Source organism: Streptomyces sp. NPDC017095, assembly GCF_044332325.1.
In the GTDB taxonomy this organism is placed as follows: domain Bacteria; phylum Actinomycetota; class Actinomycetes; order Streptomycetales; family Streptomycetaceae; genus Streptomyces.
In genome coordinates, this window is record NZ_JBIROU010000007.1 from 411,941 (window position 1) to 424,765 (window position 12,825).

A 12,825-nucleotide genomic window follows, 5' to 3' on the forward strand; every position below is an offset into this window, starting at 1 on the left:
GAGGACATGAGCGGAGACGATCAGGGAAGAAACCACTGGTTCGACGACGAGGCCGGGCCGGTCGTCCGGCCGTACGCCATGACACGTGGCCGCACCACGAGCGCGGGCCAGCACCGCCTCGATCTGATCGCGCTCGTCGTCACGGAGCCCGGCGCCGGCGACCCGGAAGCGGACCCGACGCTGTCCCCGGAACACGTGGACATCGTCGGGCTCTGCCGGGACGCGCCGCAGTCGGTCGCCGAACTCGCCGCGGAACTCGACCTGCCCATCGGCGTGGTCCGTGTCCTCATCGGTGACCTGGTGCACGCCGAATTCGTCCATGTCACCCGCCCGGTGCCCCCGGCCGAGCTGCCGGACGAGAGCATTCTGCGCGACGTGATCAACGGCCTCCGGGCGCTGTGACCGGCGCGAGAGCGGGGTGGTGACGTGACTGGCGGGCAGTTCCGGGCCGACCGGGCCGGCACCTTCGCGGACATCGTCGCGCGACGCCCGGCCGGCCGGCCGCTCAGGCGCGGACCGCTGTCCGGCGATCCGGCGCGGTACGCCGCCGTGGCCGGGGCGCGCGCACTCCCCGGCGACTTTCCGGAGCCCGTCGAGGGAGTCCGCAAGGGCACCACGGACGCCCGGGTGGGACGGGCCGGCAAAACGGCCACCGGCCCCGGCGCGAGCGGCACGGCCGGCGTCGGCCCCGGCGACGTACACGTCAGCGAAACCCCCGGTGGCGGCGGCTGCGGCCGGCCGTCGCCCGACCCCCATCAAGCAGGAGAAGAGATCGATGATCTTCGGGCGTTCTGAGCGCGGCAAGCCTCCGGTCGAGCCCGTCACGCTCAAGATCCTGGTGGCCGGCGGCTTCGGCGTGGGCAAGACGACCCTCGTCGGCGCGGTCAGCGAGATCAGGCCGCTGCGCACCGAGGAACTGCTCACCGAGGCGGGGCGGCCTGTCGACGACACCAGCGGTGTGGAGTCCAAGCACACCACCACGGTGGCCATGGACTTCGGCCGCATCACCCTGCGCGAGGACCTGGTCCTCTACCTCTTCGGCACGCCCGGGCAGGAACGGTTCTGGTTCATGTGGGACGAACTGTCCGAGGGCGCGCTCGGCGCCGTCGTCCTCGCCGACACCCGCCGCCTGGAGGACTGCTTCGCCGCCGTCGACTACTTCGAGCGGCGTTCCATCCCCTTCCTCGTCGGCGTGAACTGCTTCGAGGGAGCCGCCGTGTATCCCGCCGAGTCCATACGCCGGGCCCTCGACCTGGACGACGACGTGCCCGTGCTGCTGACCGACGCCCGTGACCGGGAGTCGGTCAAGGAGGTGCTCATCGGAGTCGTCCGGCACGCGATGCGGTACACGGCCGACCGCCGCCGGGCCGCCACCGGCTGACCGCGCCGCCGGCGTACGGACACGGCCCCGGCCCCGCCACCCGGACCGTGAGCCCTCGGGAAGAGGCACAGCCGCGTGAGCCGTCGGGAACTGACCCGGCCGGAGGGGCCGTTCACCACCGCGGCTCCACGGCGGCCGGCCCGGCCTGCGCCGGTACCTGCCCCGGGCCGCCGCGCCGGACCTCGTGCCCGGGCAGCCCGGCGCGGCCGAGCACCCAGCTCCCGCCGGTCAGCGCCTTGGCCGCCTGCTTCAGCGGAGCGAGCTGGGCGGCGGCCCGGTAGTGGTCGCTCACGCTGCCGGGACCGCAGACGACGGTCGCCAGCGAGAGCGTCACCGGCCGGCCGCCCGCCGTCCAGGAGGCGTCCAGCACGGTGGCCACCAGCGGATCCAGCGCCTCCTCGTCGGCCAGCACCAGGAAGTCGTCGCCACCGATGTGCCCCACCCGCGCCTGCCCCGCCACCGACCGCTGGAGCGCGTTGCCGACCGCGCGGATCAGCTCGTCGCCCGCGGCGAACCCGGCTCCGTCGTTGACCTGCTTGAAGTGGTCGATGTCCAGCCAGCTCAGTGCGAACGCCCGCCGCTCGGAGATCCGCCGGTCCACCTCGCTCATGATCGCGTCCGAACCGGGCAGCCGGGTCAGCGGATTGAGCCCGGCCGCTTCCTCGACCCGGCTCTCGGCCAGCGCCCGCACCAGGTCCGCCAGCCGTACGACGCCCACGCACCGGCCGTGCCCGTCGACCACCGCCACGTCGTCGGAGGTCCGGTCCCGGCCCCCGACCGCCACCACGTCCAGCACCTCCCAGGCGGTCGCGTCGACGCCGACCGTGCGGGGTGCGTCGCCCAGCTTGAAGGCCGGGCGGTCGGCGTACAGGGCATGTCCGTAGCGGCCGGACATCGACAGCAGGAAGCGGGAACGGTGCACCGACCGGACGGGCCGGCCGCGCGGGTCCGCCAGCAGCACCCCGGAGACATCCGGGTCGCCGGTCAGCAGGGCCCGTACCTGCCCCGCCGACGCGGTCATCGGCAGGACGGCGGCGGGCCGGACGAACTCCCGCACCGACGGTCCGCAGCGGGGCGCGGTCACGGCGGCGGGAACGAGGGACGGGACGTAGACGTCCGCCGCGGGAATGCGGGACGGCGGCGCGAACAGCTCGCCCTGCGCCAACTGCGCACCGGCTGCCAGGGCCGCCGCGCACTGCAGCTCGGTCTCCACGCCCTCCGCCGCGACCAGAGCGCCCAGCTCCTCGCACAGCGTCCGCATCGCGCGCACCGCGGCCGGCCGCGTCAGCAGCGAGGCGTCCAGCTTGACCAGGTCGGGGGAGAGGTCGGTGAGCAGCCTCAGCGGTACGTCACCGTCCCCGACGCCGTCCGCGCTGATCCGGAACCCCTGCTCGCGCAGCGAGGCCACCGCCTCCAGCAGGGCCCGCTGCGGCACGTGCGTGTAGGGCGGGACGATGTCCAGCGTCACCTCCCAGGGCAGGCGCCCGGCGGCGCGCACGGCGTCGTGCAGCGGTGTGAGGCCGCCGAGGTCGGCGAGGGTGGCCGCGAACACGTTCAGGTGCAGCGGCAGCAGGGTCTCCTTGCGCACCGCCGCGCGGAGCGCCGACACGGCCAGCCTGCCGTCCAGTTCGGGGTCCCGGCGGGCCTCGGCCAGGACGTCACCCGTTTCCGGACGGGCGAGTGTCTCCAGGGCGGCGACCGCGCCCGTCCTCAGGTTGACCACCGGCTGGAAGGCGAAGCGGAGAGTATCCGTCCAGGAGTGCACGGTAAGCATGATGGCGCCGCGCGTGCCCGGCCGAGCCCAGTTCATGAGACGTTCACGCAGGATTCCGGGACGCTCACGCGGCGTGGAAGCCTTCCCGCCCGGTGCGCCGCGCGGGCCGCCCGCCGGCCTCGAACTGGCATAGCGTCAGAAACGCGCCATGAGCAATCTGAAAAATATCCAGTCCGCTCCGATGAACCGAACGGCGCTGGACGGCGTCGTGATACAGGAGGGGCGGCCGGGACCGACGGGGGTGATTCCGGCCGCCCCTTCCGTATGTGTCCGTTCCTGACGGATCGAGGCCGGAACCTGTCCCTCCCGTGATCGGATACAGTCCGCGCGTGTCCGAAACTCAGCACCCCACTGTCAATTCCGCGCCGGACTCCCACTGTTCGAGCTGCGGAGCGCCCTATGGGGAGGGCATCTCCGGCTGGCCGCGCACCTGCCCGTCCTGCGGGACCACCGCCTACCGCAACCCGCTGCCCGTGGCCGTCGCGCTCCAGCCCGTATACGACGCCGAGGGCACCGCCCTGGTCGTCATCACCCGCACCGTCGCCCCCGCGCGCGGAGGCACGGCCCTGCCCGGCGGCTACGTGGACCACCGCGAGGACTGGAAGCAGGCCGTCGTCCGCGAACTCGAGGAGGAGACCGGCATCGCCGCGGCCGCCCGCGACGTCCGGCTCGTGGACGCCATCAGCTCACCCGACGGACACCTGCTGCTGTTCGGACTGCTGCCGGAACGCCCGGCCGACGCGCTGCCGCCCTCCGCCCCCACCGACGAGACCGAGGGCTGGCACCTGCTGCGCAGGCCCGCGGAACTCGCCTTCCCGCTGCACACCGTGGCCGTCCGGGCGTGGTTCGAGGGCCGCTACGTGTGAACCGGGCGGTTCAGCCCAGCCCCCGCACCCGCACCGGGTAGGGCGGCTCGCCCGCGCCGTCCTCCCGCTCCCGGGTCACCACCACGCGGCCGCCCTGCCGGCGGACGGCATAGCGCTCGATCTCCGGTTCCGCCCACCCGTCGCCCGCGTCCGGCACCACCAGACCGCCCCCGGTCCGCCCGGGCGCGGGCGCCCACACCTCCAGCTCCACCCCGCCGTCGGCACCGCGCACGGGCAGCACCGCCCCCGCGCGCGCGAGCACCGGTATCCGCGACAGCGGCGCGTCCAGGGCCACCCGCGCCGGCCCTTCGTAGACCTCCTCCGTCGCCGTGTCGTACCAGCGCCCCCGCGGCAGCCGCACCGCCCGCCGGCCGGCCCCGGGATCCAGCACCGGCGCCACCAGCAGACCGTCCCCGAGCAGGAACGCGTCCTCGCAGTCGCGCAGCGCCCGGTCCTCCGGCGCCGCCCACCACAGCGGACGCGCGTACGGCGCACCGGTCCGCCGGGCCAGATGCGCCAGCGTCACGAAGTACGGCCGCAGCCGCCGGCGTTCCAGCAGCGCCGCGCGCGCGTGCTCCAGCACCTCGGCACCGAACTCCCAGGGCTCCCGGTGCCCCGCCCGGGGGCCCGCGTGAGTGCGGAACAGCGGCAGATACGCCCCGAGCTGCAACCACCGCAGATACAGCTCCGGCGACGGACCGCCGGCCCGGCCGCCCACGTCCGGACCCGAGTACGGCACCCCGCACAGCCCCAGCCCCAGCACCAGCGACAGCGACGCCCGCAGCCCCGGCCAGTCCGCCGCCACGTCCCCCGACCAGGCGCCCCCGTACCGCTGGAGCCCCGCCCAGCCCGAACGCGAGAACACGAAGGGCCGCTCCCCGGGCGCCAGGCCCCGCAGGCCCTCGTAGGCCGCCCGCGCCATGCACAGCCCGTACACGTTGTGCGCCTCGCGGTGGTCGCCGCCGCGCCCCTCCAGAGCGTGCCGCGCCGAACGCGGCAGCGTCGGCTCGCCGAAGGCGCCGCACCACGTCGGCTCGTCCCTGTCGTGCCAGAACCCCGCGAAGCCCTGCTCCAGCCGCTCCCCGTAGAGGCCGCCCCACCACGCGCGCACGCGCGCGTGCGTGAAATCCGGGAACACCGACTCGCCGTCCCACGTCACGCCCCGCACCGTGCGGCCCCGCGCGTCCCGCACGAACGCGTCCACGGCCGCACCGCTCTCGTACACGGCGCCGCCCGGCTCTGGCCGCACCGCCGGGTCCACCACCGACACCAGCCGGATCCCGTCCCGGCGCAGCTCCTCCGCCAGCACCGGCAGCTTGGGGAAACGGTCCTGGTCGACGGTGAACACCCGGTGGCCGTCGTGGTGGTCGCCGCCCAGGTGCACGGCGTCCAGCGGCAGCCCGCGCTCCTGATAGCCCGTGACCACCCGGCGCACCTCCTGCTCGCTGCCGAAGGCTCCCCGCGCGTGCTGGTAGCCCAGCGCCCAGGCGGGCGGCAGCGCCGGCGCCCCGGTCAGCGACGCCCAGGTGAGCAGCACGCGCGCGGGAGTCCCCACCACCACCCAGCAGCGCAGCGGACCCCCGTCCATGTGCACCTCGCAGCGCCCCGCCCGGTCATGCCCGGACCCGGCCCCCTCCGCACCCTCCCGCAGCACCACCGAACCGTCCCAAGTGGTGTCATGGAACACCAGGTGCGTGCCCGCGTCCGCCACCACCAGCTGCACCGGCATCGTCAGGTGCAGCGGATCGTCACCGGGACCGAACGCACGGCCGGGATCGGTGTTCCACAGCCGGTACCTGCCGTCCCGCAGCCGCGGACCGGACGCCCGCCCGCCCAGGCCGAAGAACCGGGCGTCCGCCGCCACCGCGGACCGCTGCATCCACCGGGCCGCGCCCCCGCCGACCGGCTCCCACCAGCGCGGCGGCTCCTCCCGCCGCAGCGTCACCCCGCCCGGCGTGCACACCTGCACCGCGCCGTGCCGCGACACGACGACCGTGACCCGCTCGGCCACCACCCGCCAGCCGCCGTCCTTGTCCGGCTCCAGCACCGCCCGCGGATCCGGCTCCGGACCGCTTGCGACGAGCGCGTACGACGGCTGCGGGCCCGCACCGTCCCAGCCCCAGAACACCGCACCGTTCGCCGCCACAACGATCCGCAGCTCGGACCGGACGAACCGGATCAGACCACCGCCCGGACCCGGCTCCACCTCCCGCACCCGCCCCGGCACCCGGGCCCGCTCGGGACCCCGGCGCGGCAGCTCCGCCGCGTCGATCCGCCTCCTGCGCCACGCGGCCCGCACGGTCCGCAACCTCTGCGCCGCCCTCCCCGAACCACCCACACCCACCGAACGCACCAGGTCACGACCGTCCATGCTGCTCACCCTGCCACCGAGCGCGCCTCGCGGGTGTGTCGTTCAACTGCCGTTCACCCGTGCCCGGCCCACATCTTCACGTAAGGGACTATGTGGGGCGCACCCTGGTGCGGAAGTCGATCACATGGCATCGTCCCTGTCAGCCGCGTCACGCGCACACCCCAGCCCGTGCGCGGACCGACGCACACGACGCGCACAGCCCGGGAGCCGCCTCCATGTCGACCGCGAACCCCCAGCCGCTCTGGCAGCCCGATCCCGAACGGATCGCCCAGGCCCGCATCACCCGGTTCCAGGCATGGGCCGCCGAGCACCACGGCGCCCCCGCCGAGGGCGGATACCCGGCCCTGCACCGGTGGTCCGTCGAGGAACTCGACACCTTCTGGCAGGCCGTCACCGAGTGGTTCGGCGTACGGTTCTCCACACCCTGCACGCGCGTGCTCGGCGAGCGCGCCATGCCCGGCGCCCAGTGGTTCCCCGGCGCCACCCTCAACTACGCCGAGCACGCCCTGCGCGCAGCGGCCGACCGCGCCGACGAACCCGCCCTGCTGTACGTGGACGAGTCCCACGAGCCCCGCCCGGTCACCTGGTCCGAGCTGCGCCGCCAGGTCGGCTCGCTCGCCGCGGAACTCCGCGCGCTCGGCGTACGCCCCGGCGACCGGATCAGCGGCTACCTGCCCAACATCCCGCAGGCCGTCGTCGCCCTCCTGGCCACCGCCGCCGTCGGCGCCGTCTGGACCTCCTGCGCCCCCGACTTCGGCGCCCGCAGCGTCCTCGACCGCTTCCAGCAGGTCGAACCCGTCGTCCTGTTCACCATCGACGGCTACCGCTACGGCGGCAAGGAGCACGACCGCCGCGAAACCGTCGCCGAACTGCGCCGCGAGCTGCCCACGCTGCGCGCCGTCGTGCACGTCCCGCTGCTGGGCACCGAGGCACCCGAGGGCGCCCTGGAGTGGTCGGCGCTGACCGCGGGCGACGCCGAACCGGTCTACGAGCAGGTTCCTTTCGACCACCCGCTCTGGGTGCTGTACTCCTCCGGCACGACCGGCCTGCCCAAGGCCATCGTCCAGTCGCAGGGCGGCATCCTGGTCGAACACCTCAAACAGCTCGGCCTGCACTGCGACCTGGGTCCAGAGGACCGTTTCTTCTGGTACACCTCGACCGGCTGGATGATGTGGAACTTCCTCGTCTCCGGCCTGCTCACCGGCACCACGATCGTCCTGTACGACGGCAGCCCCGGCCACCCGGACACCGGCGCCCAGTGGCGGGTCGCCGAACGCACCCGGGCCACCCTCTACGGCACCTCCGCCGCCTACGTCATGGCCTGCCGCAAGGCCGGCGTCCACCCCGCACGCGACTACGACCTGTCCCGGGTCCAGTGCGTCGCCACCACCGGCTCCCCGCTGCCGCCCGACGGCTTCCGCTGGCTGCACGACGAGGTCCGCGCCGACCTCTGGATCGCCTCCGTCAGCGGCGGCACGGACGTCTGCTCCTGCTTCGCCGGCGCCGTGCCCACGCTCCCGGTCCACACCGGCGAACTCCAGGCGCCCGGCCTCGGCACCGACCTGCGGTCCTGGGACCCGGACGGCCGGCCCCTCACCGACGAGGTCGGCGAGCTGGTCGTCACCCAGCCCATGCCGTCCATGCCGATCCGCTTCTGGAACGACCCCGACGGCAGCCGCTACCACGACAGCTACTTCGACACCTACCCCGGCGTCTGGCGCCACGGGGACTGGATCACCGTCACCTCCCGCGGCACCGTGATCATCCACGGCCGCTCCGACTCCACCCTCAACCGGCAGGGCGTACGCATGGGCTCGGCCGACATCTACGAGGTCGTCGAGCGCCTGCCCGAGATCAGGGAATCGCTGGTCATCGGCATCGAACAGGCCGACGGCGGCTACTGGATGCCGCTGTTCGTGCACCTCGCGTCGGGCGCCGTCCTGGACGAGGCACTCCTGAACCGCGTCAAGCAGACCATCCGCGAGCAGCTCTCACCGCGCCACATCCCGGACGAGATCATCGAGGTGCCCGGCATCCCGCACACCCTCACCGGCAAACGCATCGAGGTCCCGGTCAAGCGCCTCTTGCAGGGCACCCCGCTGGAAAAGGCCGTCAACCCCGGCTCCATCGACAACCTCGCCCTGCTGCACTTCTACGAGGAACTGGCACGCAAGCGCGGCTGACCCCACCGGAAGGCCACCCTCCGCACACGGTCCCGGCCCGGCGCCCTCCTCGGCACCGGCACCCGGGACCTCCCTCAATACGCCAGTGACCTGCGCGAACACCTCCCGCGCCGCGAGCCACCGCCACCGGCGGACCGCCATTGTCAGTGCCGACGGTTACGGTGAGTGAGCACTGATCGACTGCGCATTGGGGGAAAACATGGCGCACACCGACCACCAGACCATGCGACGCGTCCTGCGCCGGGAGATCGCCGGCACCATCGGCGTGCTCACCGACGACCACGACTTCCGTGCCATGCGGCGCTACCGCAGCTTCACCTTCGACGACCACACGACCTACCTCCGGCAACTGGAGGCGGTCCTCGCATCCCGCGCCGCCCAGGGCAGCCACACCACACTCGCCCTGTTCGACCCCGAGGACTACGCCGCGTACTGCGCGGACACCGGCCTCGACCCCGAAGCCCCGGCGAGCCGCAGCCGGTTCACCGCGCACCTCGCGGCCACCGGCCCCACCATCCCCTACGACGGGCGCCCGCTCACCGTCCTCCTGCCCCAGCTCGTGGACGAGGCCGTCCGCCAGGCCACCTGGGAGTACGCCACCACCCTCCTGACCCGGCTGGGCCCCTGCCCGACCTGCGGCGAGGACATCGGCAGGTCGGCCTTCACCCGCGCCTCGGACCTCCTGGTCCGCATCCTCGACACCGCGCCGCCCGGCGAGCGGCACCTCGTATGCACCGTCTCCGGAGCCCCGGACACCCTCGTCTCCGTCGTGCACGGCGACCAGGACCCGCACGGCGCGACCCGCCTGGACGAGGCCGAGGCCCTCGAATTCACCAGCGTCCTCGCCCTCGGCCTCGCCACCCGCAGCCCCGGCGGACTGGTCATGCGCACCATCGCCGCCGGCACGCCCGACCGGGTCTACGGCTGGCGACTGCGCGGCGGAGCACTCCACCCCCTGACGGCAGCGGAAGTGTTCGACGCCTACTGCACCGACGTCGAATCCGGCGACCTCATCGCTCCCGAGTCCGGCGTCGACTACCGCGAGCCCCCCGACCTGGGCGACACGAGCACGGCAGCGGACCACCGCCACTGAGGCACCGGCACAGGAGACCCGGGCACCGCGCCACGGCCCGGACACACACCAGGGGCGTCCCGCCCGAACGGCAGGACGCCCCTGGAACCCGGCACACCCAAGGCGCCGGTACGGCTACTCGCCGGACAGCACCGCCTGAGCCGCGCCCCGCGCCTCCTCGGCGCTGTCCGTCGCACGCGCCGCCGCAGCCGCCCGCTCGCACTGCGCCAGCGTGTACTTCGCCAGCGCGGCCCGGACATACGGGATCGACGCCGCACCCATGGACAGGGAGGTGACACCCAGACCGGTCAGCACACAGGCCAGCAGCGGATCGGACGCCGCCTCACCGCACACGCCACAGCTCTTGCCCTCGGCCCGTGCCGCCTCGGCGGCCAGCGCCACCAGGTCGAGCAGCGCCGGCTGCCACGGGTCCTGGAGCCGCGACACGGCACCCACCTGCCGGTCCGCCGCGAACGTGTACTGCGCGAGGTCGTTGGTCCCCAGCGACAGGAACTCGACCTCCTGGAGGATCGAGCGGGCCCGCAGCGCGGCCGACGGGATCTCGACCATCGCGCCGAACTTCGCCTGGAGCCCCGCATCCCGGCAGGCATTGGCGAACGCCTTCGCGTCGGCGCGGTCCGCCACCATGGGCGCCATCACCTCGAGGTAGACGGGCAGCCCCTCGGCGGCCTTCGCCAGCGCCGTCAGCTGGGTCCGCAGCACCTCGGGGTGGTCGAGCAGCGTGCGCAGGCCCCGCACGCCCAGCGCGGGGTTCGGCTCGTCCGCCGGCGTCAGGAAGTCCAGCGGCTTGTCCGCGCCCGCGTCCAGCACCCGCACGACGACCCGGCCCTCGGGGAACGCCTCCAGCACCTGCCGGTAGGCCTCCACCTGCTTCTCCTCGGAAGGAGCGTTCTTGCTGTCGTCCAGGAACAGGAACTCGGTCCGGAACAGACCGACGCCCTCGGCACCCGCCTCGACCGCCGCCGGCACGTCCGCCGGACCGCCCACGTTGGCCAGCAGCGGCACCTTGTGCCCGTCCGCGGTCACACCCGGGCCCGTCGAGGCGGCCAGCGCGGCCCTGCGCTCGGCGGCCGCGGCCTCCAGCTGTGCCTTCTTCTCCTCGCTCGGGTTCACGAAGACATCGCCCGTGCTGCCGTCCACGGCCACCAGCGTGCCCTCGGCGAGGTCACCGGCGCCCGGCAGCGCCACGACGGCCGGCACGCCCAGCGCCCGCGCCAGAATGGCGCTGTGGCTGGTCGGACCGCCCTCCTCGGTCACGAAACCGAGCACCAGCGACGGGTCCAGCAGCGCCGTGTCGGCCGGGGCCAGGTCCCGGGCCACCAGTACATAGGGCTGGTCGCTGTCCGGAACACCCGGCATCGGCACGCCCAGCAGCCGGGCGACGATGCGGTTGCGCACGTCGTCCAGGTCGGCCACGCGGCCCGCGAGGTACTCACCGGCACCGGCCAGCAGCTCCCGGTACGCCGCGAACGCGTCGTACACCGCGCGCTCGGCGGTGCTGCCGACGGCGATCCGCCGGTCCACGTCCGCGATCAGCTCGGGGTCCTGCGCCATCATGGCCTGCGCTTCCAGCACGGCCTGGGCTTCGCCCCCCGCCAGGTTGCCCCGCGCCATCAGGTCGGCGGCCACGGCGTCCACGGCCTGGCGGGCGCGGCCCTGCTCCCGCTCGGCGTCCTCGGCGGGGATCTGCTTGGCCGGCGGCTCCAGCACCGCCGTGCCCATGTGCCGAACCTCGCCGATGGCCACGCCATGGCTGACGCCGACGCCTCGCAGCGTTGTCTCCATCTCACCCGTCTCCGATAGTGCGGCGGGCCCCGCCGCCGCGGTGGTTGTCCGGTTCGCCGTCCTGGGACGGCAGTGCTGTCAGTTCCAGGAGAAAAGGCTGTCGCCGACCTTCACGTCGCCGCTGTCGCGCAGCTCGGAGAGGGAGTCGGCAGTGGCTTCCAGCGCGACTACCGGGCACACCGGGGACTTGCCGGCGGCCTCGACGGCGGCCGGGTCCCAGCGGACGACGGCCTGCCCGCGGGTCACGGTGTCCCCCTTGTTCACGAGCAGCTCGAAGCCCTCGCCGTTGAGCTGGACGGTGTCGATACCGAGGTGGGTGAGCACGCCGTGCCCGCTCTCGTCGACCACGACGAACGCGTGCGGGTGCAGGGAGACGATGACGCCGTCCACGGGCGCCACCGCCTCGGAGACCTCGCGCACGGGGTCGATCGCGGTACCCGGGCCGACCATGGCCCCGGAGAAGACCGGATCCGGCACTGCGGCCAGTCCGATGGCCCGTCCAGCGAGAGGGGACGTCACGGTGGTCATGGGAAGCCTCCCAAGGAGTGGAGCTGCTCAGGGGCCGTCACCGGCTGGCCGGGCGGCGCACTGAGCAGCAGCGTATGTCATACGAAGCGGCAGTTCCGGATGAAGTTACCAGCTAGTGGTCTAGACCACCAACCTCATCGATTTGCACGCCGTTCCGGGCTGCGTGTACAGTCGTACTCCTGCTCGGGGCAGTGAGGCATGGAAACGTGTCCCACTCGGGCAGCACTCAAACTCGCTGGGTCCTTATCTCTGGATCTTCTTCTGCATGTCTGCGGGAGGGTGGTCAGGGAGGCGGAAAAAGCCTGGTAGAGTTTGAAACACCGAAGGGAAGCCCGGAGGAAAGCCCGAGAGGGTGAGTACAAAGGAAGCGACCGTTCCTTGAGAACTCAACAGCGTGCCAAAAGTCAACGCCAGATATGTTGATACCCCGTCTACCGGAGCAGTCCGGTGACGAGGTTCCTTTGAAAAAACACAGCGAGGACGCTGTGAACGGTCGGGCTTATTCCGCCTGACTGTTCCGCTCTCGTGGTGTCATCCCGATTACGGGAAAACATTCACGGAGAGTTTGATCCTGGCTCAGGACGAACGCTGGCGGCGTGCTTAACACATGCAAGTCGAACGATGAACCTCCTTCGGGAGGGGATTAGTGGCGAACGGGTGAGTAACACGTGGGCAATCTGCCCTGCACTCTGGGACAAGCCCTGGAAACGGGGTCTAATACCGGATACGAGTCTCCATGGCATCTTGGGGACTGGAAAGCTCCGGCGGTGCAGGATGAGCCCGCGGCCTATCAGCTTGTTGGTGAGGTAACGGCTCACCAAGGCGACGACGGGTAGCCGGCCTG

General features: G+C 72.9%; 10 protein-coding genes and 1 rRNA gene. 7 read left to right on the forward strand and 4 right to left on the reverse strand.

Annotation, left to right across the window (positions count from 1 at the left end):
* The first annotated feature begins 6 nt into the window (after positions 1-6).
* From ACH4OA_RS17170 to ACH4OA_RS17180, 3 genes are read left to right on the forward strand one after another with little or no spacing between them, the layout of a single operon-like run.
* Positions 7-402, forward strand: coding sequence for a DUF742 domain-containing protein (locus tag ACH4OA_RS17170; RefSeq protein WP_365875439.1), 396 nt, complete (start codon positions 7-9; stop codon positions 400-402).
* A gap of 24 nt (positions 403-426) precedes the next feature.
* Positions 427-795, forward strand: a complete 369-nt coding sequence (locus ACH4OA_RS17175) for a hypothetical protein (protein WP_397969582.1) — start codon at positions 427-429, stop codon at positions 793-795.
* Complete coding sequence (locus ACH4OA_RS17180) at positions 776-1,381, forward strand: ATP/GTP-binding protein (RefSeq protein ID WP_365875441.1); 606 nt, start codon at positions 776-778, stop codon at positions 1,379-1,381. The genes ACH4OA_RS17175 and ACH4OA_RS17180 overlap by 20 nt, the downstream gene beginning before the upstream one ends.
* Positions 1,382-1,493: 112 nt before the next feature.
* Here ACH4OA_RS17180 and ACH4OA_RS17185 read toward each other — a convergent pair whose 3' ends face one another.
* Positions 1,494-3,146, reverse strand: coding sequence for a GGDEF domain-containing protein (locus tag ACH4OA_RS17185; RefSeq protein WP_397936803.1), 1,653 nt, complete (start codon positions 3,144-3,146; stop codon positions 1,494-1,496).
* 338 nt (positions 3,147-3,484) lie between these two features.
* Between ACH4OA_RS17185 and ACH4OA_RS17190 the strand changes: the two genes are divergently transcribed.
* Positions 3,485-4,021 carry an NUDIX domain-containing protein gene (locus ACH4OA_RS17190; protein WP_397936801.1) on the forward strand — a complete coding sequence of 179 codons (537 nt, stop codon included), beginning with the start codon at positions 3,485-3,487 and terminating at the stop codon, positions 4,019-4,021.
* Between the two features lie 10 nt (positions 4,022-4,031).
* Here the strand turns inward: ACH4OA_RS17190 and ACH4OA_RS17195 are convergent, their stop codons facing one another.
* Positions 4,032-6,392, reverse strand: coding sequence for a glycoside hydrolase family 31 protein (locus tag ACH4OA_RS17195; RefSeq protein ID WP_397969584.1), 2,361 nt, complete (start codon positions 6,390-6,392; stop codon positions 4,032-4,034).
* Positions 6,393-6,607: 215 nt separating this feature from the next.
* Between ACH4OA_RS17195 and ACH4OA_RS17200 the strand changes: the two genes are divergently transcribed.
* The gene (locus ACH4OA_RS17200) at positions 6,608-8,575 is read left to right on the forward strand and encodes an acetoacetate--CoA ligase (RefSeq protein ID WP_397969586.1); all 1,968 of its coding nucleotides are present in this window, start codon (positions 6,608-6,610) and stop codon (positions 8,573-8,575) included.
* A gap of 199 nt (positions 8,576-8,774) precedes the next feature.
* On the forward strand, positions 8,775-9,668 hold the full coding sequence (locus ACH4OA_RS17205) for a hypothetical protein (protein WP_397936797.1): 894 nt from the start codon (positions 8,775-8,777) through the stop codon (positions 9,666-9,668).
* Positions 9,669-9,782: 114 nt separating this feature from the next.
* Here the strand turns inward: ACH4OA_RS17205 and ptsP are convergent, their stop codons facing one another.
* Together ptsP and ACH4OA_RS17215 are read right to left on the reverse strand one after the other, a co-directional pair.
* Positions 9,783-11,453, reverse strand: coding sequence for a phosphoenolpyruvate--protein phosphotransferase (gene ptsP / locus ACH4OA_RS17210; RefSeq protein ID WP_397936795.1), 1,671 nt, complete (start codon positions 11,451-11,453; stop codon positions 9,783-9,785).
* A 78-nt stretch (positions 11,454-11,531) separates the two neighbouring features.
* Complete coding sequence (locus ACH4OA_RS17215; protein ID WP_397969587.1) at positions 11,532-11,981, reverse strand: PTS glucose transporter subunit IIA; 450 nt, start codon at positions 11,979-11,981, stop codon at positions 11,532-11,534.
* Between the two features lie 553 nt (positions 11,982-12,534).
* Between ACH4OA_RS17215 and ACH4OA_RS17220 the strand changes: the two genes are divergently transcribed.
* Positions 12,535-12,825: ribosomal RNA gene (locus ACH4OA_RS17220) — 16S ribosomal RNA — on the forward strand; the annotation flags it as partial.